Source organism: Psychrobacter sp. PSi21 (genome assembly GCF_054960615.1).
Genome location: NZ_JBHNYR010000007.1, coordinates 81950 through 104145, shown reverse-complemented (window position 1 = coordinate 104145; position 22196 = coordinate 81950). Strand labels below are relative to the sequence as shown.

At 47.5% G+C, this 22196-nt stretch carries 20 protein-coding genes; 16 read left to right on the top strand and 4 right to left on the bottom strand.

Annotated features, from left to right (window positions below; translation table 11 throughout):
- Nucleotides 1-16: 16 nt before the first annotated feature.
- Nucleotides 17-253: a 50S ribosomal protein L28 gene (gene rpmB, locus ACFI32_RS06740; protein WP_462625739.1), complete on the bottom strand. Its 237-nt coding sequence runs from the start codon at nucleotides 251-253 to the stop codon at nucleotides 17-19.
- 427 nt (nucleotides 254-680) lie between these two features.
- Here rpmB and ACFI32_RS06735 point away from each other — a divergent pair, with 427 nt between their 5' ends.
- Both ACFI32_RS06735 and purU read left to right on the top strand, forming a co-directional pair.
- Nucleotides 681-3140 (top strand): carboxypeptidase-like regulatory domain-containing protein, encoded by a 2460-nt coding sequence (locus tag ACFI32_RS06735; RefSeq protein ID WP_462625738.1) that lies wholly within the window; start codon nucleotides 681-683, stop codon nucleotides 3138-3140.
- A gap of 186 nt (nucleotides 3141-3326) precedes the next feature.
- Nucleotides 3327-4208 (top strand): formyltetrahydrofolate deformylase, encoded by an 882-nt coding sequence (gene purU, locus ACFI32_RS06730; RefSeq protein ID WP_462625737.1) that lies wholly within the window; start codon nucleotides 3327-3329, stop codon nucleotides 4206-4208.
- A 91-nt stretch (nucleotides 4209-4299) separates the two neighbouring features.
- Here purU and ACFI32_RS06725 read toward each other — a convergent pair whose 3' ends face one another.
- Entirely contained in the window at nucleotides 4300-5064 is a 765-nt protein-coding gene (locus ACFI32_RS06725; protein WP_462625736.1) for a cytochrome C assembly family protein, read from the bottom strand.
- 318 nt (nucleotides 5065-5382) lie between these two features.
- On the opposite strand from ACFI32_RS06725, the gene ffh reads away from it, so the two are divergent.
- Entirely contained in the window at nucleotides 5383-6927 is a 1545-nt protein-coding gene (gene ffh / locus ACFI32_RS06720) for a signal recognition particle protein (protein ID WP_462625735.1), read from the top strand.
- A gap of 177 nt (nucleotides 6928-7104) precedes the next feature.
- On the opposite strand, the gene ACFI32_RS06715 is transcribed toward ffh, so the two are convergent.
- Nucleotides 7105-7908, bottom strand: coding sequence for an oxygen-binding di-iron domain-containing protein (locus ACFI32_RS06715; RefSeq protein WP_462625734.1), 804 nt, complete (start codon nucleotides 7906-7908; stop codon nucleotides 7105-7107).
- Nucleotides 7909-8157: 249 nt separating this feature from the next.
- On the opposite strand from ACFI32_RS06715, the gene tsaB reads away from it, so the two are divergent.
- The 7 genes from tsaB (at nucleotide 8158) to ACFI32_RS06680 (ending at nucleotide 13723) form a co-directional block, all read left to right on the top strand.
- Nucleotides 8158-8850 carry a tRNA (adenosine(37)-N6)-threonylcarbamoyltransferase complex dimerization subunit type 1 TsaB gene (tsaB, locus tag ACFI32_RS06710; protein ID WP_462625801.1) on the top strand — a complete coding sequence of 231 codons (693 nt, stop codon included), beginning with the start codon at nucleotides 8158-8160 and terminating at the stop codon, nucleotides 8848-8850.
- 127 nt (nucleotides 8851-8977) lie between these two features.
- Nucleotides 8978-9820, top strand: a complete 843-nt coding sequence (locus tag ACFI32_RS06705; RefSeq protein WP_462625733.1) for an undecaprenyl-diphosphate phosphatase — start codon at nucleotides 8978-8980, stop codon at nucleotides 9818-9820.
- 131 nt (nucleotides 9821-9951) lie between these two features.
- The gene (locus ACFI32_RS06700) at nucleotides 9952-10866 is read left to right on the top strand and encodes a class I SAM-dependent methyltransferase (RefSeq protein ID WP_462625732.1); all 915 of its coding nucleotides are present in this window, start codon (nucleotides 9952-9954) and stop codon (nucleotides 10864-10866) included.
- A gap of 140 nt (nucleotides 10867-11006) precedes the next feature.
- Complete coding sequence (gene ubiA, locus ACFI32_RS06695) at nucleotides 11007-11924, top strand: 4-hydroxybenzoate octaprenyltransferase (RefSeq protein WP_462625731.1); 918 nt, start codon at nucleotides 11007-11009, stop codon at nucleotides 11922-11924.
- Nucleotides 11917-12564 carry a DUF4112 domain-containing protein gene (locus tag ACFI32_RS06690; RefSeq protein WP_462625730.1) on the top strand — a complete coding sequence of 216 codons (648 nt, stop codon included), beginning with the start codon at nucleotides 11917-11919 and terminating at the stop codon, nucleotides 12562-12564. The genes ubiA and ACFI32_RS06690 overlap by 8 nt, the downstream gene beginning before the upstream one ends.
- Nucleotides 12565-12685: 121 nt before the next feature.
- Nucleotides 12686-13219, top strand: coding sequence for a GTP-binding protein (locus ACFI32_RS06685; protein WP_462625729.1), 534 nt, complete (start codon nucleotides 12686-12688; stop codon nucleotides 13217-13219).
- A gap of 60 nt (nucleotides 13220-13279) precedes the next feature.
- Nucleotides 13280-13723 carry a roadblock/LC7 domain-containing protein gene (locus ACFI32_RS06680; RefSeq protein ID WP_462625728.1) on the top strand — a complete coding sequence of 148 codons (444 nt, stop codon included), beginning with the start codon at nucleotides 13280-13282 and terminating at the stop codon, nucleotides 13721-13723.
- A gap of 90 nt (nucleotides 13724-13813) precedes the next feature.
- On the opposite strand, the gene ACFI32_RS06675 is transcribed toward ACFI32_RS06680, so the two are convergent.
- Entirely contained in the window at nucleotides 13814-15445 is a 1632-nt protein-coding gene (locus tag ACFI32_RS06675; protein ID WP_462625727.1) for a cryptochrome/photolyase family protein, read from the bottom strand.
- Nucleotides 15446-15671: 226 nt separating this feature from the next.
- On the opposite strand from ACFI32_RS06675, the gene ACFI32_RS06670 reads away from it, so the two are divergent.
- The 6 genes from ACFI32_RS06670 to ACFI32_RS06645 all read left to right on the top strand — a co-directional run bounded on the left by ACFI32_RS06670 (nucleotide 15672) and on the right by ACFI32_RS06645 (nucleotide 22147).
- Nucleotides 15672-16310 (top strand): phosphoribosylanthranilate isomerase, encoded by a 639-nt coding sequence (locus ACFI32_RS06670; protein WP_462625726.1) that lies wholly within the window; start codon nucleotides 15672-15674, stop codon nucleotides 16308-16310.
- A 169-nt stretch (nucleotides 16311-16479) separates the two neighbouring features.
- Nucleotides 16480-17229 (top strand): SDR family oxidoreductase, encoded by a 750-nt coding sequence (locus ACFI32_RS06665; RefSeq protein WP_462625725.1) that lies wholly within the window; start codon nucleotides 16480-16482, stop codon nucleotides 17227-17229.
- Nucleotides 17230-17255: 26 nt separating this feature from the next.
- A complete protein-coding gene (gene trpB, locus ACFI32_RS06660; RefSeq protein WP_462625724.1) occupies nucleotides 17256-18473 on the top strand; it encodes a tryptophan synthase subunit beta in 1218 nt (405 codons plus the stop codon).
- A 104-nt stretch (nucleotides 18474-18577) separates the two neighbouring features.
- Nucleotides 18578-19399: a tryptophan synthase subunit alpha gene (gene trpA / locus ACFI32_RS06655; RefSeq protein WP_462625723.1), complete on the top strand. Its 822-nt coding sequence runs from the start codon at nucleotides 18578-18580 to the stop codon at nucleotides 19397-19399.
- Between the two features lie 230 nt (nucleotides 19400-19629).
- Nucleotides 19630-20562, top strand: coding sequence for an acetyl-CoA carboxylase, carboxyltransferase subunit beta (gene accD / locus ACFI32_RS06650; protein WP_462625800.1), 933 nt, complete (start codon nucleotides 19630-19632; stop codon nucleotides 20560-20562).
- 304 nt (nucleotides 20563-20866) lie between these two features.
- Entirely contained in the window at nucleotides 20867-22147 is a 1281-nt protein-coding gene (locus tag ACFI32_RS06645) for a bifunctional folylpolyglutamate synthase/dihydrofolate synthase (RefSeq protein WP_462625799.1), read from the top strand.
- Nucleotides 22148-22196 lie beyond the last annotated feature (49 nt).

Genomic DNA, 22196 nt, shown 5'->3' with positions numbered 1-22196 from the left:
CATGCAAGTGCGTGTTTTAGATTTTTTGACCTTGTGCACGCAAATCAGCTAGCACTTTATCAATACCAAGTTTATCGATGATACGCATACCTTTGGTAGAGATACGAAGACGGACAAAACGGTTTTCAGATTCTACCCAAAAACGATGGCTTTGAAGGTTTGGTAGAAAGCGACGACGGGTTTTGTTGTTTGCGTGCGAAACATTATTACCCACCATAGGGCGCTTTCCAGTCACTTGGCAAACTCGAGACATGGCGAACTCCTAATCTATGAGGTATGAGGGTTTCTCATACCAGTCTGGGCAAGTTGCGCGATTTTGCGGCATGGACACAGCAAGCGACATCATTGCACCAAACAAAACTATATGAAGGTTGAGCTGGCAGTTCTGCTATCTAAAGGCAAATAACAGGCCCACCAATTCAGAAAATTTTAAAGCCGACATTTATACCACAAAACGCATCGATATTCAAATTATTTTGTAATTAACGTCGTCGTTAAGGGGTGTCATTATACCTGAATTAAGCAAGCTATGTTATTGATTACTGAATGCTAATAGATGAATTTTTGGTTGTAAGTTATGACAAAAGTCAGTAAAGTTGTTGTTAGAAATTTCACACAATTTGTTAACATGAATGATATGATAGCGATATCGTTTATGTTTACTTTTTTTTGATATTGGTATGATGCATGGAGACGGATTGTCTTGCCTTGCGCATGCTGCTACGGAGTTCAAAACCATGTCACATTGCTTGTTGCCACTCGGCTCTAAATTCTTTCAGTTAACGACGCTTAGTGTTGCATTATTGCTAGCCGGTTGCGGTGGTGGTGGCACAGATACGATCGCGCCAGTTCCTGATACAGGTTTGGTTCAAGTTACCGATCCTGCTGATCCTAACTTGCCACCTGATAGTAGCACCACTCAGGCAAGTGAGATTTATTTATTGTCTAACTATAGTGGCATCAAAATGACTCAAGGGTCGACTATCAACATTACGGCTTTAGTATTGGATGAAAAAAATGGAGTAGCGAGTGAGCAGGCAGTCACTTTTAAAATTTCGGATCCAGAAGTAACAGGTGTTTTTAGTAGTTCCCAATCTGAAATTATAACTGACGAAAATGGTAAAGCTACTATTAAACTGGAAGTTATAAACCCTTTGACTGACGTGCAACGTGAATATCTCATTAATAATGGAATAACTGTTGAGGCCAGCATTGGCAATATCACTAAATCCATTAAACTATACGGATCAACAGGCAATACGGACCTTGAAAAACAAGATATTTATGATGCATTTATTTCATCTGAGAAAAATAAACTGTTGACAGGTGAGGATCAAACCTCGGTCAATATTAGAGTCACGGACAAAAATGGCGGTATTGTGGCAGGTGTCCCTGTGATCATCGGTATCGCTGACGCTGCAACTTATGGACTGTCTTTGAACACTACGTCTAAACAGCTGACAAATAGTGAAGGCTTAGTCACAGTTGAGTTACTGCAAAGTAGAGTAAGCACTGATGCCCAGCTGAATCATGAAAGTGTATTAACTATCGTTGTAGATGATGAGAAAAATAGTATTGTAGAGCAAAGCTTTCCCATTATTGTATCAGGTACAGAGACAGAAAATGTCAGTTCCACTAAAAACACGGTTACTGATGCGGAAAATTTCAGCATATCCGGTCGAATCATTGATGGCGCCTCAAAGCCTGTTGCTAATGCAAAAGTTATTCTGTATAGCAATGTTCAAGAAGCAGGTGTTGGAACGACTGACGTTAATGGCAGTTTTATATTTGATTTGAATGCATCTAATTTGACCCCTGATGCAGATGATAATTATGTATTTAGTATTGAAGTGAGTGGTGATGAGGTCAGTCAACGCATTCCTGACATATTGACGGTAGTATCTATAGATAGCTCCAGTATGAGCTTTTCGCAGCCAAATGATGTTATTACCGGCCAAAGAGAAAGGCTATTGCTCAATGTTCCAAACGCTAATGATGGTGACTTTGTAGCTATCTCAACCAATAAAGGCAAAATTTTTACAAGCAGTACGGAAACTCAAGGTAGCTCACGCCGCTTGTTGCCAGTTGTCAATAATTCAGTAGAATTTTATATAGCATCGGATGTTCTAGGTTCTGTATCTATAACGGCAGAGTACGGCCAAGAGCAAAAGAGTACGGTTCTAAATATCGTATCCATCGATCCTCGTAAGTTGCTTTTGCAGACTAAGCGTAGTGTGCTTACAACAGGTGGGTCTACTACGGTTATGGCAAAGATTTTAGATAATAACGATGCACCTGTCAAAAATGCCATTGTACAATTTACCACGACTAGAGATTCTTCTGGCGGAAGACTAGATCGCAGTGTTGCGTATACCAATAACGACGGTGAAGCTGAAGTAACCTACTTTGCAGGCAACAATGCAACCAGCACGGATGGTGTTGTTATCGAAGCGCAGGTTCAATCTATCAGGTTACCTAATGGTCAAGAGAAAGCAGTTAATTCTATCAGCAACATCGCAAAAATTACTGTGCAGACCATCTCATCGTTTATTAGCTTTGCTTTTGCTGATAAAGTCGCAGCAGGCCCTAATGAGGTATACTATTATCGTCAAGGGTCAATCAGTGTACTTAACAGTACCGGTAAACCTGCACGACAGCAGCCAGTATCAATCAATGTAAGAAGCGAAGATTATCTCAAAGGCTATTATAGTATTGTTAGACAAACTATTGATCCAGATTACTGGGTTCAGAACTCAGTTCTTTGTAAGAATGAAGATGACAACAATAATGGTATTTTAGATCCAAATGAGGATTTTAATGGTAATGGTCAGTTAGATCCCATTAATATTGCTGCCGTACTTAATGAAAATCGCCAAGAGATTGACTCTACACAAAGTTTTAACTTTGTAACAGACGATGCGGGAAAAGTCGATTTCTCAATACGCTATCCAAAGCAATATGCTGAATGGTATAGAGCCAAAGTGACTGTCAATACCAGAGTGGATGGTAGCGAATCCCAGCAGTCACGAGTTATTGATTTTCCAGTTCTGGTTGACGATGTCGCAATTGGCTCGAACCCAATACGTCCAAACTTCAGAAGCCCTTTTGGTACTGATTTAAACTGTTCATCACCTAATTAATATTTGGCTTACTTTCACAAACCCCCAACTCGTTGGGGGTTTTTATGCTAAACACCACAGAAATACTAAAAACCACAAACATCCTCAGCAAAACACCACAAAAGCGATTAAAATAGCCAGCTACTCATACTGCGCGAGCATCAGCGTGGTCATTGATTACTATTTTCTTTTTTAATTGGGCGTATTATGTCAGAACAAAAAACCGATACCTCTTCTATTGATACCGCAACGCTACTGATCAAATGTAAAGATCAAGCGGGCATCGTGCAGGCGGTCTCCGAATTTACGCATCGCTATGGCGCTAATATCATCACGCTAGATCAGTATTCGACCGCGCATGAAGGCGGTCAATATTTTATGCGTTTAGAGTTTGCGCTGGCAGGTCTTAGCAGTATTATTGATAATTTTGAGGCCAGCTTCGCGCACACTGTGGCCAAACGCTATGACATGACGTGGCGTTTGCATGACAATGCGATCAAGACCAAAGTGGGTATTTTGGTCTCTAAGTTTGATCATGCGCTGCTTGACTTACTGTGGCGTCATCAGCGCGGTCTGCTTGACTGTGAGATCACCTCAGTGGTGAGCAATCACCCAGATTTGCGTCAAGCAGTAGAGAACTTTGGCATTACCTTTCATCATGTGCCCGTGACCAAAGCCAATAAGGCGGAAGCAGAAGCGGAGATTCATGAGTTGATGGCGGATAATGATTTACTGGTATTGGCGCGCTATATGCAGATATTATCGTCTGACTTTGTTGAGCGCTGGCCAATGCAGATTATCAATATTCATCATTCTTTCTTACCCGCCTTTGTCGGTGCCGACCCATATCGTCAGGCGTATGATAAAGGGGTTAAGCTGATTGGGGCAACGGCGCATTATGTGACCGCAGAGCTGGATCAAGGGCCGATCATTGAACAAGATGTACACCGCGTGACGCACCGTCAATCAGTGACTGAGCTGCGTGCAATTGGGCGTGACGTTGAGCGTAATGTGCTGGCGCGTGCGGTCAACTGGCATGTACAAAATCGCGTTATCGTTGCGGGGAATAAAACGGTGGTGTTTAACTGATTTGTGACAGCTGGGTGTGATATGTAGCGCGGCGGCAGCTGATGGGTTATCGTCGATAAAAGGGCCGAGATCAAGTATCTTGACCCTTTTTTTATAACACCAGTTCTAACACAAATTTACTGCCCACAAAACCAATCGCTAATAAGATAAAGGCATAAATGGTGATGTTTGCCGCCCGTTTACCGCGCCAGCCTGCGCGCCAGTTACCGATCAGCAGCGTTCCAAGTAGTAACCATGATAGCACGCTAAACACGGTTTTATGAGCGATATGCTGTGTCATCAGGTCTTGTACATAGATAAACCCAAGGCCGAGCGCCGTACTGAGTAGCACAAAGCTGACCAATATCATATCGAGCAGCAGCCCCTCCATGCTTTGTAGTGACGGCAGCTTATTAACCCAAAAGCGATGAATGGTATGGTGCTTGAGTTCACGAATCTGCAAACGTAAAAAAAGCGCTTGTACCGCTGCCATCAATAGCACACAGTAAGCAGCGAAAGAGAGCACGATATGCGCTTCCAGACCGACGGTGACATTAGTTAGCGGCTGATAAGGGGCGCGACCCACAAAACCGATGGTCAGACCAAGCAGCCCTGTGGGCGCGGCGAGAATACCAAGACTGAGTATGGGACGGTACAGACAAAACAGGATATAAAACAGCAAAAACAATAAGCTGATAAAGCTGATAACATTGAATATGTTAAAATTTAAACCATATAACGTGACGATATACGGGTACAAAAGTATGGCGTGTGCCGTAATGCCGATCAGCAAGGTACTTATGCTAATAACTTTATGAATCGGCACATTTTTTGTCAATGCCCAACTGATGTGGATACTGACTGCGATATACGCCATACTAGCTATCACAAACGCAAGTAACACAGGCAAGCCTCATTGAGTATCAGGAGTGCTTGGATCAGATGATCACTTAAGGGCACTCAAGTTCACGCTAAAGTGGTATGATTAGAATAATGCTTCAATTTATCATAAAATAGAGACGGATTGAGAATCATCTCGCTTATTCTTTACGTTAGATGCATTGCATGTCATCGTAATCTTAAAAATGCATGGCTATCAACCAATGCTCAAGCCGCCACGTTATTTGGCCACTGTTATTTCAAATACTTGTTTTTTTAATTGCTTGCCACATTCATTATTCACTGAGAGTTTTATATGTTTGATACCTTAACCGAACGCCTATCATCGAGTTTGCGTAATATCGTTGGCAGTGGGCAGCTGACTGAAGACAATATTAAAGACACGCTACGTGAAGTGCGTATGGCACTACTAGAAGCAGATGTGGCTTTGCCTGTGACGCGTGATTTTGTCAAACGGGTCAAAGAACAAGCTTTGGGCGCTGAAGTGCTTAAAGAGTTGGCTCCAGGCCAAGCCTTTGTCAAAATCGTCCATGATGAGTTGACCGAAATGATGGGCAGTGCTAACCAGCAGCTAGAGATGACGGGTAAGCCGCCAGTGGTGTATTTGTTGGCAGGTTTGCAAGGGGCGGGTAAAACCACCACTGCAGGTAAACTGGCCAAACACTTACAAGAGCGCCAAAAGAAAAAGGTAATGCTGGTATCGGCCGACGTTTATCGCCCTGCTGCGATCAAGCAGCTTGAGCAAGTGGCAGGTCAAGTTGATGCTAAGTTTGTCAATTCAAGCAGTGACGAAAACCCAATTGATATTGCCAAGCGTGCGATTGAAGAAGCTAAGATTCAGTATCAAGACATTCTGATTATTGATACTGCAGGTCGATTGCATATTGACGACACCATGATGGATGAAATCAAAGCACTAACTGCTGCGGTCAATCCTTCTGAGACATTGTTTGTTGTTGATGCCATGACGGGTCAAGATGCCGCCAATACTGCCAAAGCCTTTAATGATGCACTGCCATTGACAGGCGTTATCTTAACCAAAACAGACGGTGATGCGCGCGGCGGTGCGGCGCTGTCAGTACGTGCCATCACAGGCAAGCCAATTAAGTTTTTGGGTCGCGGCGAAAAGCTGGACGAGCTAGAAGTTTTTCATCCTGAGCGTATCGCGCAGCGTATCCTTGGTATGGGTGACGTACTGAGTTTGGTCGAGGAAGTAGAACAAAAAATCGACCGTGACAAAGCCGAAAAAATGGCGAAAAAGATGCAAAAGGGTGGTGATTTTGACCTTGAAGATCTATTGACCCAGTTCCAACAAATGAAAAATATGGGCGGTATGGCAGGCTTTTTAGATAAGATGCCGGGTATGGGCGGCTCAGACATGCAAAAAGCGGTTGAAGATGCCAAGCCTGAAGAAAAAGTGCGTGAAATGGAAGCACTAATCAACTCGATGACGCCATTTGAGCGTCAAAACCCAGACAAAATTAACCCAAGCCGCAAGCGCCGCATTGCTGCAGGTTCTGGCCGTGAGATTCAAGACGTTAACCGTTTGCTCAAGCAGCATAAGCAGATGGCAAAAATGATGAAAATGATTTCCAAGCCTGAAGGTATCAGCAAGATGATGAAAGCCATGCAGGGTCTGACTGGTGGTGCATCTGGTGGCGGTGGCCCCTTATTTGGTGGTGGCAACCAAGGACAGGGCGGCATGAAAGATGTTAATCAAGCCGAAATGGCCAAACAGATGGGTCTAGATCCCAACAACCTGCCAAGCACCGAAGAGATGCAAAAGCAAATGCAAGAGATGCAAAATCAAGGGCCAAAGAAATTTAAAACCCGCTTTTAAATCATTGGTCGTTAACGATTAGCTGCTATAGCTAAAAAGAAAACCCCAGCACTGGACTTAGTACTGGGGTTTTTTATGGGATATCAATATATGGTTGAGATGTTTTAAAGCCATATCAGCAGCACCTCTCGTAGTGATATTATTGTCCCCAACGATCGTAAAGGGTTCATTATGCCATTAGTCGAGATTTGGTAGATGCTGATCAAAGCGGTAGCTTTGCTCGTCAAGCAGATCAATACCGCAATCAAGCTGGCTGATCCAATCTAAAAACTGATGAAACATCTCAGACCCTTCAAGGCGGCAGCCATGCTGTGGCACCATCATATTGACATCCAAATCCCGTATCGCTTCTGCCCACAGCCGTGTTACCTTTTTACTGGTCATATAGCGGCGGTGAAAACCTTCCATATTGCTGATATGAGTACGGAAGTTCTTGACCATCTCGCCTGAATTACCAACTAAGGACGCGCCCATATCACCTGAAAATAAAATCTTACTGATGGGATCATAAAATTGGAAATTACCGACTGAATGCAAAAAATGAGCAGGTAAGGCGACGATACCGCTACTGCCAAGTGGATAGTAGCCACCACTGTCTGGCATGGTAATGAGGCGCTCAGCCAGATTTTGTTTTAAACGACCTTTGGTAAACGCTGAGTTGTAATGCGGCAAAAACCGCTCCCACAGCTTAGGAATCAGTAGCTTGGCATGCTCGACATGAATGAGCCAGCGCGGCATAGAGGCAATGATATCAGGGTCTTGGTGAGAGCCGATTACGTAGCGGATGGTGTTTAGCCGCGTGTGTTTGACAATGTTTAGCGTCAGCGGGCTAAAGGTCAAATCACCACCCGGGTCAATCACTGCTGCATCTTTGCCATCAATAATTAAAAACTGGTTGGATGGGACGCTCTCTTCATCATGCGGCATAGAAAACGCCACACATTTGTGATGGCCATCATCGTATAAGACGTGGTGATGCATGCAGTGCTCCGGCAGGTCGTGCTAGGAAAAGAAAGGGGAAAGTCATTATAGGGTATGTGGATTTAAATATAAAGCGCCTATGTCGCTAAACGCTGTCTCTATAAGCGATGCGCACGATGGCATGATATGTAGATACCTCACAAAGTTATGAATAAGGTATGAAAAACGTAGAAAGTCATAAAACTTACCCATGCTAAATGCTATCATAGGCGCACTTTTTTACCGCCTGTCAGTTCAGCCGAGGTCATGATGTTTTTAGCAATGGATACCGTATTTGATCAGTGCTCAGTCGCTATATTGGATGACACTGGTGCGGTACTGTTTAGTCATACGTTATCAGGTAAGCGCCAGCAAACGCAGCAAATTTTACCGATGATTGATGCTGCAATGGCTGACTGTCAGTGCAGCCTTGCAGATATACAGGCGCTCATCTTTAACCGAGGCCCTGGAGCCTTTAGCGGTATTCGCATTAATACCGCTGTGGTGCAGGCGCTGTCGGTGGCACATGACTTGCCTTGCGTTGGTGTATCAAGTTTGCAGGCCATCGCTCAAAACGCCTATCATCAGCACGGCTTTACTGAGTTATATAGTGCTCTTGATGCACGCATGCAGCAGGTCTATTTTGGCCATTATCAGTTGCAAGGCGATATCATGCAGCCAGTAGTCGATACCAGTAGTGCTCAAAAAAAGGATAGCGAGCAGCTATTTGATTACGACTGCCAAACGGTACTCAATATTCCCATCGTCGGTAATGGCGCAGGCTTACTCAACTTGCACACCGCACAAATCTGCTATGAGGATATCTGCCCTGATGCAGTAATCATCGGTGAGCTTGGTCGTGCGCAGTTTTCGGTATCTGGCGGGGTTGAGGCGGCATTGGCATTGCCCAAGTATCTGCGCAATCAAGCATGGAAAACCCTCAAAGAGCAGGGCAAAGCGTGAGCATGCATTTTATAAATTGATGACACGCCCTAAAGTATCAAACGGTCTGTATCACTGGTATTCATAGCAGCGTACCGTATCATAATAATAGAAAGCCGCCCGTAGGCGCGTTTTTAGGAAAGCGATTGTGGATATATTTTTATTAATTCAAGCGGTCATCATGGGTATTGTCGAGGGCATCACCGAGTTTTTGCCCATCTCCAGTACTGGCTATCTCATTTTGTCAGCAGATGTGATGCAGTTTTGGGACAAAGACAAAGTCGATTTATTCGTCGTGGTGGTACAGCTGGGGGCTATTTTGGCCGTCATTTATGACTATTGGGGGCGGTTGTGGCAGGCGCTGATGGGGCTGATTACGGGTAAAGCGGAAGGTCTGAGCAATCCAAGACAGCTGGGTCTGAGCCTGATTGTGGCGACCATTCCTGTGATGATTGTGGGATTCACCTTTGCCGATCAGATTAAGGCGTATTTGTTTAACCCGATTACTGTGGCTATTATGCTGATTATTGGCGGCTTATTGATTTTTTATGTGGAAAAGCGACCAAAAACCATTGTGGCGCACGAGGCAGAAGAGATCAGTCTAAAAACCGCGCTGTTGATTGGTTTGTTTCAATGTTTGGCGCTGATACCCGGCACGTCGCGTTCAGGATCGACCATTATTGGTGCGCTGTGGCTTGGTGTATCGCGCAAGGCATCCGCTGAGTTTTCTTTTTTCTTAGGCATTCCTGTGATCATTGGTGCCGCTTTACTTGATTTGCTAAAGCATGGTGATGTATTGACCAGTAGTGAGGATTGGTTGGTACTTGGGGTGGGTACGGTGGTGTCGTTTATTGTGGCGCTACTGTGTATCCGCTGGCTGGTTGAGTGGGTCAGTCGCCGCGACTTTACCATTTTCGCATGGTTGCGTATCGTAACCGGGGTATTGGTACTTATTGCGGCCTGGGGCTTTGGTTATCAAATTTCTGCGTAAGTGTCCATATTAGGGGCACGCTCTAGGGCATGTCTCTAATTCAAACGTTTATCACCATTTTTAAAATAGGGGCACGCCCTAGTGTCCGCGTTCACAATAAGATGTTATCTGTAAATAAAGAAGCCATGACGATGTCAGTAACTTCAGCGCAACATATATCCCATTGCCAGCTGCTCTATACAAACGAGTCGCAGCAGGCGCAAGTGGCGCAGCTTTGTCAGCTGGCGAAGACGCATTGTCCATCGTTAAGGCTGAGCGTGGAACAAAGTTTGGTCAAGCTGACCCAAAAGCGCCGCGAGCAACTCAGTATGGTGGCGGCGCAGCCGATATTGTTGCTCGATGATAAAGGTAAATTATCATGGCTGAGTGCAGGGCTAAGCGTGGCTCCAGAGTGGGATAAGCTACAACGGCGAGTGGTAAGTGCAGGGCGCAAGTCTGAGCTGTTGCTGCAAGCAGCTAAAATCAGTGCCGATAGCTGTGTGCTGGATGCGACAGCAGGGTTTGGTCATGATAGCCTAATACTGGCGAGTACCGGCGCGCAGGTGACCATGCTTGAGCAGCAGCCAGTGATGGCGCTATTGCTACTTGCTGAGCAGCAGCGAATGGCGGCGCAGCCCAACTGGCAAAAGCTGATGGCGCGTTTGCAAGTCATCAATATCGATGCGATAAGCTATTTTGAGCAGGCTAAGCAAGCCAAGGATACTGATTTTGATGTGGTGTATCTGGACCCGATGTTCCCAGAAGACAGTTATCAAGATAAAAAGACAGGCAAAGGGGCTAAGGTAGGCAAGCACATGCAGGCGCTGCATCATTTGGCATTACCGCCCACACCTAGTGAGGAGCGGGTGCTTTTGAGCCAAGCGTGTGGTTTACTGGACGGACAGAAACCTATCAACCATCAAGACCGCGCTAGCGCGGTAATTAACCGCCGCGTGATTGTTAAGCGCCCTCAGCATGCACCGCATTTGGCCGATCAAGTCCCTGATGACAGCTGGCACAATGATGCGGTACGTTTTGACGGCTATTTTATAGCAACTTATTTATAGCAACTTAGTGCCTGTTGTGCCTGTTTTTGTACCGATTACCCATCATAGCATACGGCGTCTTGCCGATTCGTTTATACTGTCTAACATCCCTTTTTTTACTGCGATAAACTGCCATTCTTATGACCATTACGGCACCAACCATGACTCTAAAAGATAAGTTGCATGCTTATATTCAGCTGACTCGCTTTGACAAACCCGTGGGCATTGAACTGCTATTGTGGCCCACTCTCTGGGGCGTATTGTTTGCCGCGATGGGCGCAGCGCAGCAGCAAGGCTTAACGGCAGGATTGCCGAGCCTCTCTATTTTTGTGATTTTTGCGTTGGGTGCAATTTTGATGCGCGCGGCGGGCTGCGCAATCAATGATTTTGCTGATCGCAAAGTTGATGGTCACGTGAGCCGTACTAAGGGCCGACCACTGGCTGATGGTCGCCTGTCAGGCATCGATGCGGTCAAGGCCTTTTTGGTATTGACCTTGCTCAGCGCCAGCTTGCTGTTTTTATTACCGCTATCTGTATTTTACTGGTCACTTGGGGCGGTGGTGCTGGCGTTTATTTATCCGTTTATGAAGCGCTTTACCCATTTGCCGCAGGTATTTTTGGCCGCTGCGTTTGGGTGGGCGATACCAATGGCTTATGTGGCGACAGTGGGCGCGCCCGATATCTGGTGCTGGCTGCTGTTTGCTGCTTATATGTGTTGGACGGTGGCGTATGATACGCAGTATGCGATGGCCGATCGTGAGGACGATCTAAAAATTGGGGTAAAATCAACGGCAATACTCTTTGGCCGCTTTGATGTGGTAATCGTTTCTATTTTACAGACGCTGTTTTTGTTACTGATGGGCGTGGTGATGTGGCATTATTTTGCGCCCACGACGCTTGGTATCGCGCCGATCTTTGGTTTGGCGCTGGTGGCGATGATGTTTGCCAAACAAAACAGCGCCTGCGCCACGCGTGTGCCGATGGCTTGTTTTCAAGCTTTTTTGGCCAATATCTGGGTAGGACGTTATGTATTTGCACTGGTCGCGGCAGTTTGTCTGTGGACCAGCTTAAATGTATAAGTCCAAACAGCCAAATCAATCGCTGTCCGCTATCAGCGAGGCACAGCAGCGCAATTTGGCTGAGCAAGGTCTGACGCGTGAGCAGGTGATTGCGACAGAACGGCAGCTGGCTAAGTTTGCCAACATGATGGATGCGGTAGTGCGCATACCGTTTACCAAGCAAGGGGTTGGGGCTGATGCCGCGCTTTCGACATTGCCGCTGGCGGGAGATGTTGCAGGGCTGATATTGACCAGTTATGCCTTTATCTTGGGCCGTCGCCTTGGCGTACCCGTACAGAAGATGACGCCTGCTGTGAGACTGGCATTACTGGATATGGTGGTGGGAGTGATTCCGGTTGCAGGGACGCTGATGGACGTATTTATCCGCCCAAGTCGCAAGACCTTGGAGATCGTGCATCAGCACTTGCAGACTGAATATGGTATCAGTGATACCCGTCATCTGGATCGACCCTTTTTACATCAGCGCCTTGAGCAAAAACAACAGCAGCATGCGTTTTGGCGAAAGCCTGTTGTTGCGTGGCTGTATCTGCATATCCCTGATTTTTTGGGCGTAGTGGTGTTGGTGTTGTTAGGTTGGGCACTATGGAGTCTAGCAAGCTGGCTGGTGGGTATATTTGGTCAATTAGCTGGCTTTGGGTAAGGCATCGATTGCGCCACCGTGATGTCGCTCACGATACTGGCGCTAGCCTCTCACGCTACTATTGTTACCGCCAGTCTTGTTTTGATATTATTTTTTCATCCGCTTTTTTATGATATAGGTAATGGTCATGATGCAACGTCTAAAAATCGTTTTTAGTGGTCCAATGGGCGCGGGCAAAACCGAGGCCATTGCCAGTTTGTCTGATATTGATGTGGTGTCGACTGAGGTGCAAAACACCGATTTGGGCGCGCATACCAAGTCGTTGACCACGGTAGGGATGGATTATGGTGAGTTAACCGTTGATGGTGGCACCAATATCGGTCTATACGGCACGCCCGGTCAGGAGCGTTTTAGTTTTATTTGGCCAATCCTGGCACAAGGCGCGCTGGGGGTGATTATTTTAGTCGATCATTCTGCGGCTGATCCGATTGCTGATATGGCACACTATTTGGAAACGTTTGATAAGATTTATCAAGGCCGCATTGTTATAGGTGTCAGTCATTTTGATGAACAGCCTGAGCGCCCCTTTGATATCTATCGTGAATGGCTGCGAAAAAACGATCGGGTGCTGCCCATTTATCCTGTTGATATGCGCAAAAAAGACGATGTATTGCTTTTGGTTGAAACCATCATCACCGCACTTGAGCAAGAGTAGCTACGCGCTTCTTGAGTGTCATTATCCCACTGATACCTCGTTAACGTAAATGGAGAGTTTATGCTAAATGACACGCTATTTCAGACCGATGCCAGCCGCGTCAAACCTTCTGATAAGTACTTGGCTGCTGCCAAAGAAGTGCTGCATAATTTGGTACATACCACCAGCGGTATTGATGGGGTGCTATTGGCATCAACAGATGGCTTTGAAGTCACTTCAATTTTTCAAAAAGATTACGATGCAGGCAAGCTGTCTGCTGTAGGCAGCTCTATTTTGGCATTGGTACAGGCCTTGACTACTGAGGCACGGTTGACTGGTTGTCGTTCGGTGATTTTAGATGCGGAGGATGGCAAAATCATGATCAGTGCGGTTACCAATAAAAATCAGCCGATGATTATTATTCTTGTCACCAAGCAACAAGTGCTACTCGGTCAAATCATGCATGGGATGACCAAAGCCACCACTCAGCTGGTGACCTTAGATGCGCAGTATCATAGTAAGTAAATAAGCCCTATCCTCATGAGCATACTATCAAAAGCCTATCGTTACGATCACGATAGGCTTTTTTGTACATGATAGGTTTTTTTATAAGGGTTATTTCTTAAACTCACTGATAGCGGCTTTACGCGCTGCTTTGTGATCGACCATCGGGGCAGGGTAGTCGATGTCAGCAGCCTGTGCATCTGTTTTATCTTTCTTTTTGTTTTTCTTATTTTTGTCGTCTTTTGAATCGTCGCCCAATGCTTTACGCAGCTTGGCTTCAGAATGTAGGCTGCTGGCGGGTAGATCAGCAAGCTCAGGCAGCCACTGCTTGATAAACACGGCGTCCTTATCATGGCTTTTACCTTGGCTAAAGGGATTCATGATACGAAAGTAAGGCGCGGCATCGGTACCGGTGGAGGCGCTCCACTGCCAGCCGCCGTTGTTGGACGCAAAGTCACCGTCAATCAGGTTTTGCATAAAATAACGCTCACCCCAGCGCCAGTCAATCAGTAAGTCTTTGGTCAAAAACATCGCCGTCACCATGCGCAAGCGATTGTGCATAAAGCCAGTGGCGTTCAAGCAGCGCATGGCGGCATCGACTAGCGGCACACCTGTCTTACCCATGCGCCATGCGGCAAAATCGTCTTCATCATATGACCAGTCAATCTTATTATCCACGTCTTGCTTGTAGGCTTGATGTCGAATCAACTTAGGCTTGTCGCTCAGCACATGGCGATAAAAGTCGCGCCATGCCAACTCACTGATCCAGCGGTTGATGTCTTCGTTATCGCCGTCGTTGCCGTGCAGTTTGTCTTGCGCTTTGGCTGCTGCTAGGTAGCAGACGCGTGCGCTGATCGCGCCGATGGTAAGGTAGGCCGATAGGCGACTGGTGGCATGGTAGCTGGGCACATCATAATCGTTGATATCGTCACTGATAAAGGCTTTAAGGCGCTCGTTGGCTCCACTTTCTCCTGCTGCATAGATGTCACGCGCCTCTGCCAGCTGAGCCTCGATATCAATGTGGCTTAAGTTTTTTTGCTTGGCGCCCTGCTTCTGATAGTCTTTGACCACTTGTTTTGCCAGCTTGTCGATATTTTTGGTGCCATGAACGCTATCGTAATTTGACGGCAGTGATGACGTTAACGAGTAGGTGGTAGTGACCGCCGCTGCCGTGTGTGACTCAATGGATGAAGCATCCACGGTATGTCGCCATTTTTTATAAAATGGGGTGAATATCTGATACATGGTGTCATCGTTGGTGGTGATGCTTTGCGGTGGCAAGATACATTGGTCATGATGCAAGATAAAATCGATGTCTTGCTCAGCCAAGCGATCCGCAAGCGCATTATCACGGTTGATCTCGTTTTCTTCGTATTCATGGTTGGCGGTCACGCAGCTGATATTCGCCTTTTGGCAAAGCGCGTCCAGCGCATCGATACAATCCTCAAAGCTGGGACAAACCGCAACGCTGAGCGTGATACCCAGCTGATCTTGTAAGTCTGCTGCCAGTTTGGGTAAGGTGCGGCAGATCAAATCCACCTGCGCGGCAGAGGTGTCATGCTGCTGCCACTGCTCAGGGGTCAAAAAAAACAGCGCTGATACCGCCGCCTCATTGTCTTTTGCTTGCTCGCACAATGCCGCAAGTGCGGTGTTGTCTTCAAGCCGCAAATCGCGCCGAAACCACATCAAATAATGTGGCGGGTGTTGGTTGTTGTCCTCGTCTGCTGGCGCGGCATCTGGCATAAAACTTTCCTTTTTTTTGTTGTAAGCGAAACTGTGAATCACAGCTGATAAAAGTATGCTAGGATAAGTTTTCGCATGCAATTTATTCCCGCTTGGGTTAACAAATTGCCATCATTTCTTAACGGTCATCCAGACAGGGTGGCGGTATTTTTTTATCTGATTTTTTGCGTATGCCCCAAATCATGGTGACGATAAAAGACAGTAAGTGAGAAAATAACAAGGCGGTATGATGCAGGTTAAGTTTTGCGGGTTTACTGAGCTTGCGGATGTGCGCGCCGCAGTCAAGATGGGCGCTGATGCCATTGGTTTGGTATTTTATCCGCCAAGTCCGCGTGCTGTCACGCCTGAGCAGGCAGCGAGGTTAAGTGCGGCCGTGCCTGCCTTTACCAGCGTGGTAGCGTTGGTGGTCAATATGTCTGAGCCTGAGCTGGTCAGCTTGGCGCAAACCGTACCCTTTGATGTGATCCAGTTTCATGGTGATGAGTCGCCTGATCTGTGCCAGCAGCGTGCTGCTGCCGTCAACAAACGCTGGATCAAGGCTTTACGTATCGATCAGCAGACCGATACTCTCGATAGTATTCATGAGCAGATTGACGCCTACGCTCATGTGGGTGCCAGTAGTATCTTGCTTGATGCTTATCACAAAGCGGCTTATGGCGGTACAGGGCAGCGCTTTGATTGGTCATTGATTCCTTCTGAGGCCAGTTTGCCGATTGTGCTCGCCGGCGGCCTGACGCCTGACAATGTCGAAGGTACGTTGTCGCTACCGATTGTGGCGGTCGATGTGAGCGGCGGCATTGAGTATGCCAAAGGCCGGAAGGATGCGGAAAAAATGCAGCGCTTTATGACAGTGGTGCGCGCTTAGCCGTGTGGATATCGCCTAGCGTGGCAAGACGCTGCTGACAACTCTTGAAAGGACGACAACATAAATCAACAACATAAATCAACAACATAAATCAACATGGTAACGGCTGTATCGGCCACATTGACCATCATCACTGAATGATGGTCACAATAATAATGAGGACAAGACAATGCTCGTGATGGTAACAGGTGCAAGTGCTGGTTTTGGTGAAGCAATCGCTCGCTTATTTGTAGAAAAAGGCCATACGGTGATTGGTACAGGTCGCCGCAGTGACAAGCTGCAAGCGCTACAAGGCGAGCTGGGTGAGCGCTTTATTCCGCTGGCTTTTGATATCAGCTCGCAGAGCGACACCAAGGCGGCGCTTGAGTCATTGCCCACCTCGTTACCAAACATCGATGTATTGGTCAACAATGCAGGCTTGGCACTTGGTTTGGAGCCTGCCCATGAAGCCAAGCTGGACGACTGGCAACGCATGATTGACACCAACGTCACTGGCCTGTGCAACATGACACGCATGATCCTACCCAGCATGGTTGAGGCCAACTCAGGATTAATCATCAATATGGGCTCTATTGCGGGCACGTACCCTTACCCAGGCGGTAATGTATACGGCGCGACCAAAGCCTTTGTTAAGCAGTTTAGCCTCAACCTGCGCGCTGATCTTAGAGACACTGCTGTGCGCGTCTCAAACGTGGAGCCGGGCCTGTGCGAAGGGACAGAGTTCTCTAATGTGCGCTTTAGAGGCGACGATGCCGCTGCCGAAAATGTCTACAAAAATGTCAATGCGGTTACCCCAGCCGATATTGCTGATATCGTCTTATGGATTGCCGAGCAGCCCAAGCATGTTAATATCAATGCCATTGAAGTTATGCCGACGGCGCAAACATTTTCACCATTATATGTGGATCGCAACCACTAGAATTCATCATACACAAGGATATACCCATGCCAAGTGCAGACACCATTAACTTTACTGCCCAGCCCGATGCTCGTGGCCACTTTGGCGTACACGGCGGCCGCTTTGTCTCCGAAACCCTCATGGCAGCGCTAGAAGAGCTTGAGACGCTATACACCAAGGTAAAAGCCGATCCACAGTTCTGGGAAGAGTATCACAATGATTTGGTCAATTATGTTGGTCGTCCAACCCCGCTGTATCACGCCAAGCGTTTGAGCGATGAAATTGGCGGCGCGCAGATTTATTTTAAACGTGAAGATTTAAACCATACGGGCGCGCACAAGGTCAATAACACCATTGGGCAAGCACTACTGGCGAAGATGTGCGGCAAAAAACGCATCATCGCCGAGACAGGCGCAGGTCAGCACGGCGTGGCCACCGCCACCATCGCCGCTCGTTTGGGCCTTGAGTGCATCGTCTATATGGGTGCTGACGATGTTGAGCGCCAAAAAATGAACGTTTATCGTATGCGCTTGCTGGGCGCAAAAGTCGTGCCTGTCACCTCAGGCTCGCGCACGCTAAAAGATGCGATGAACGAAGCCATGCGCGATTGGGTCACCAACGTCGATAGCACCTATTACATTATTGGTACCGTTGCAGGCCCGCATCCTTATCCGCTATTGGTTCGTGATTTTCAAGCCATTATCGGTAAAGAAGCCCGCATTCAGCATCTAGAAAAAACAGGCAAATTGCCTGATGCACTGGTTGCTTGTGTGGGCGGCGGCTCTAATGCTATTGGTTTGTTCTTTGATTTCCTAAACGATCCTGAAGTCAAAATGTATGGCGTTGAAGCCTCAGGTGATGGTATCGAGACAGGTCGTCATTCCGCACCGTTATCAGCAGGCCGTATCGGCGTTTTGCATGGTAACCGCACCTATCTGATGGCAGATGATGACGGTCAAATCCAAGAGACGCATTCCATTTCGGCAGGTCTGGACTACCCAGGCGTCGGCCCTGAGCACAGCTTCTTAAAAGATATGAAGCGCGTCGAGTATGTTGGCTGTACTGATAAAGAATCTCTTGACGGCTTCCATCAAGCAACCAGCAAAGAGGGCATTATCCCCGCGCTTGAGTCTGCACATGCCGTTGCTTATGCCTTAAAGCTTGCCAAAACCATGACCCCTGACCAGACCATTATCGTTAATATGTCAGGTCGCGGTGACAAGGATCTGCATTCTGTCATGCAAGCAGAAGGGATTGAGATGTAGGCCAGTCGTACACAGCGCATAACCACCGTGTTATGCGCTTCTATTACAAAATGCGCTGAGCTTGATTTAGAGCAATGATTGAACCCTTATTATTGAGAATTTCTATGACCCGAATTGAAAGCATCTTTGATATTTTAAAAGCAGACGGTAAAAAAGCCCTGATTCCTTATGTGATGGCAGGCGACCCTCACCCATACGTCACTGTTGACCTATTGCATGACTTGGTAGCACATGGCGCGGATATGATTGAGCTGGGCTTGCCTTTTTCTGACGCGATGGCAGATGGCCCGACGGTTGCACTGGCAGGCGAGCGAGCACTGGCCGCTGGAACCAGTACCCGTGATGCGCTAAAAATGGTTGCGGAGTTTCGCAAAAAAGACACGCATACCCCGATTATTCTGATGGGCTACCTAAACCCAGTCGAGATTATCGGCTATGATAATTTTGTCGGCTTGTGCGAGCAGGCGGATGTCGATGGCGTCTTGATGGTGGATTTGCCGCCTAGCGAAGCAGGCAGCTTTACCAAGCATTTGACCAATCACACAATGAATGAGATCTTTTTGCTCTCACCAACCACGCTGCCTGAGCGCCGCCAGCAAGTGCTCAAACACTGCGGAGGTTATATTTACTATGTGTCGTTAAAAGGGGTCACAGGCTCCGCCACCCTCGATACCGACGATGTGGCGACTCATGTACAAGCCATTAAAGCAGAAACTGACCTGCCCGTATGTGTGGGCTTTGGTATCCGTGATGGCGCCTCTGCCAAAGCGATCGGCGCGCATGCTGATGGGGTGATCGTTGGTAGCGCCTTGGTGCAGAACTTTGCAGACGTGGGCGATGATGCTGTCGCCATCGAAACGGCCAAGCAAAACATCTTGGCAAAAATGGATGAGCTGCGCAGTGCGCTTGATAGCTTGTCTGCATAAACTGGGTGCAGCACGGCTGGCTATGTCAGGCGGTGCTAACCCAGTGATCAGTGCTTGTATCATCTGGATACGGAATCACTTTGCTAAATTTAGTTTACGTGTGTAAACTAATACCACGTATAATTTGTTACAAATGACCCGATAGCGTGTCTCATAGCCATATCGGGCATGGCTGATTTTTTATTCCTAAGAGCAGGTGTATGAGTAAACGTGCTCCCAAGCCTTTGATAATGGCGAACATTATGACCGATACGATAAAAAAAACCGATGACACGGCAAACCCTGCTGCTACTGCGCGCAAATCATGGTTTGATCGTTCTGTGCCTGGCGTCAAGCAACAGCTGACCGCGCCATTGACGGCTATTGAGACCGAGCCATCAACAGAATGCCCAAACTGCCATTCAAAAATCACCAATACCGCCCTGATTTTTAACAGTTATGTGTGCCCGCATTGTGACCACCATTTGATCATGACCGCTCGTGAGCGCTTGCAGTGGTTTTTAGATGACGTTCAAGGTGAGCTGGGGCAGCAATTTACGGCTAAAGATCCGCTCAGCTTTGTCGATAGCAAGCCCTATCCGCAGCGCATGAGTGAAGCGCAAAGCAAAACGGGTGAGACCGAAGCCTTGATCGTCATGCATGGCAAGCTGCGCAATCTGGATGTGGTGTCTTGTGCCTTTGATTTTCGCTTTATGGGCGGCTCCATGGGTTCAGTGGTTGGCGATCGCTTTGTTGAAGCGGCGGAATATGCCCTTGAGAACGAGATGCCATTGGTCTGTTTTGCAGCATCTGGTGGCGCACGTATGCAAGAAGGTCTGTTGTCTCTCATGCAGATGGCTCGTACAGCCTCGGCTATTGAGCGTCTGAGACTGGCGGGTATTCCTTACTTAGTGATTTTGACCAACCCTGTTTATGGCGGCGTGACCGCCTCATTGGCGATGCTTGGTGATATTCACTTGGCTGAGCCAAAAGCCATGATTGGCTTTGCAGGCAAACGCGTGATCGAGCAGACGGTGCGCGAGACATTAGAAGAGCCGTTCCAGCGTGCTGAGTTTTTGCTTGAGCACGGCGTGGTTGATGAAGTGGTGCATCGTCATCAGCTTATTGATACCACCTATCGCTTGCTGGCCAAGTTGTGTAAACAGCCCAATATCAATGCCTAAGGGTTAGGCCTGATACCTTATTGATACTGGTTATCTACGTTTGCATTCGCTGATTATCATAAGGTTGTCACAAAATAGCATTTATCGCCTACCGCGATAAGTGCTATTTTTGGTTTTGCGCTTTGGTTTCAAGCGTGGTTGTTATACACTGCGTTAAGTTCTGATCGTGCATCTTTTTCAATAGGTTTTGTCCATGTCTGCATCTCCCTCAGCTGTATCTTCTAACCAACCACCGTTGTCTACCAGCGCTACGGTTGCAGCCAGCCCAAGCGCGACAGCCAGCCTGACCGAGTGGCTTGATTACATGCAGCAGATACACGTCTCTGCTATAGATATGGGATTGTCACGGGTGCTTCCCGTGGCCGAAAAGTTGGGGTTGCTCACCTCAGCAAAAGAAAATGCCTATGTGTTTACCGTGGCAGGGACAAATGGCAAAGGCTCCACCACAGCAGTCATCAGTCAGATGTGTACGGCGGCAGGCTATAAAACGGCGCTGTATCAGTCGCCGCACTTGAGCCAGTTCAACGAGCGTATCCGTATCAACGGTGAGATGGCCAGTGATGAGACGTTGGTGGCAGCTTTTGTGCAGGTAGAAGATGCACGGCTGGCGTGTGAGTTGACCTTATCTTTTTTTGAGATGACCACGCTTGCGGCATTACTGATATTTGCACAAGCAGATTGTGATGTATGGGTGCTTGAGGTGGGACTCGGTGGTCGCCTTGATGTGGTCAATATCATTGATCCTGATTTGGCGGTGATTACCAATATCGGCATCGACCATGTTGACTGGCTGGGTGACAATATTGAGGACATCGGTCGCGAGAAAGCAGGTATCCTGCGCGACGGTATTCCATTGATTTATGGTTCAGAGCAAATGCCAGCCAGCGTTCAGGCGCGCATTGAAGCGCACAAGGTCAACTGCTACCAAGCGGGTCGAGACTTTGCCTATCGCGAGCAGGATAGCGACAGCTGGCTATATAGCAATGCGGCGGTAACGCTAAGCTTGCCGCGACCAGCCTTGTCACTAATCAATACCGCCAACGCGCTTTCGGCGGTGCTGGCAAGTCCTTTGACTATCAGTCAGCAAGCGATTGAAACAGCGCTCAGATCAGTACGTTTGGCAGGACGTTTTGAGCGTCGCAGTATTGCGCACCGCCAATGGTTATTCGATGTGGCACATAACGAGCAAGGCGTGGCATTTTTGCTGAGTCAGTTAATACCATTATGGCAGCAGTATAAAGTGGCGCAACAAGATACCGCTAACAACGCGGCACCTGCACGCATTCAAATGGTATTTTCGATGCTTGCAGACAAAGACATTGAGCTGGTAGTGACACAGCTCACACAGGCAGGTCTTCCTATCGACAGGTGGTATATCGCCCCGATCGATCACCCACGAGCTGCCGATATCGCGCAGCTACAAGCAGCCTTAAACAGCCATGTTAATGCTGACAATATTTATAAATATGCTGATTTGGCCACCGCCGCGCAGGCTGCATGTGATGAAAGCGGCGCTCAGGACTTGATCGTCGTGTGCGGTTCGTTTCATACCATTGGCGAAACACTGGCCGCGCTTGGTGCTTGATATGGCTCATGATATGGCCGCTTTTTACTCAGCATAACGCTGGACTCGC

Bases quoted from the DNA above. Each gene is read 5' to 3' on its own strand.
- rpmB (WP_462625739.1), bottom strand. From the start codon at position 253: ATGTCTCGAGTTTGCCAAGTGACTGGAAAGCGCCCTATGGTGGGTAAT.
- ACFI32_RS06735 (WP_462625738.1), top strand. From the start codon at position 681: ATGATGCATGGAGACGGATTGTCTTGCCTTGCGCATGCTGCTACGGAG.
- purU (WP_462625737.1), top strand. From the start codon at position 3,327: ATGTCAGAACAAAAAACCGATACCTCTTCTATTGATACCGCAACGCTA.
- ACFI32_RS06725 (WP_462625736.1), bottom strand. From the start codon at position 5,064: ATGGCGTATATCGCAGTCAGTATCCACATCAGTTGGGCATTGACAAAA.
- ffh (WP_462625735.1), top strand. From the start codon at position 5,383: ATGTTTGATACCTTAACCGAACGCCTATCATCGAGTTTGCGTAATATC.
- ACFI32_RS06715 (WP_462625734.1), bottom strand. From the start codon at position 7,908: ATGCATCACCACGTCTTATACGATGATGGCCATCACAAATGTGTGGCG.
- tsaB (WP_462625801.1), top strand. From the start codon at position 8,158: ATGTTTTTAGCAATGGATACCGTATTTGATCAGTGCTCAGTCGCTATA.
- ACFI32_RS06700 (WP_462625732.1), top strand. From the start codon at position 9,952: ATGTCAGTAACTTCAGCGCAACATATATCCCATTGCCAGCTGCTCTAT.
- ubiA (WP_462625731.1), top strand. From the start codon at position 11,007: ATGACTCTAAAAGATAAGTTGCATGCTTATATTCAGCTGACTCGCTTT.
- ACFI32_RS06690 (WP_462625730.1), top strand. From the start codon at position 11,917: ATGTATAAGTCCAAACAGCCAAATCAATCGCTGTCCGCTATCAGCGAG.
- ACFI32_RS06685 (WP_462625729.1), top strand. From the start codon at position 12,686: ATGGTCATGATGCAACGTCTAAAAATCGTTTTTAGTGGTCCAATGGGC.
- ACFI32_RS06680 (WP_462625728.1), top strand. From the start codon at position 13,280: ATGCTAAATGACACGCTATTTCAGACCGATGCCAGCCGCGTCAAACCT.
- ACFI32_RS06675 (WP_462625727.1), bottom strand. From the start codon at position 15,445: ATGCCAGATGCCGCGCCAGCAGACGAGGACAACAACCAACACCCGCCA.
- ACFI32_RS06670 (WP_462625726.1), top strand. From the start codon at position 15,672: ATGATGCAGGTTAAGTTTTGCGGGTTTACTGAGCTTGCGGATGTGCGC.
- ACFI32_RS06665 (WP_462625725.1), top strand. From the start codon at position 16,480: ATGCTCGTGATGGTAACAGGTGCAAGTGCTGGTTTTGGTGAAGCAATC.
- trpB (WP_462625724.1), top strand. From the start codon at position 17,256: ATGCCAAGTGCAGACACCATTAACTTTACTGCCCAGCCCGATGCTCGT.
- trpA (WP_462625723.1), top strand. From the start codon at position 18,578: ATGACCCGAATTGAAAGCATCTTTGATATTTTAAAAGCAGACGGTAAA.
- accD (WP_462625800.1), top strand. From the start codon at position 19,630: ATGGCGAACATTATGACCGATACGATAAAAAAAACCGATGACACGGCA.
- ACFI32_RS06645 (WP_462625799.1), top strand. From the start codon at position 20,867: ATGCAGCAGATACACGTCTCTGCTATAGATATGGGATTGTCACGGGTG.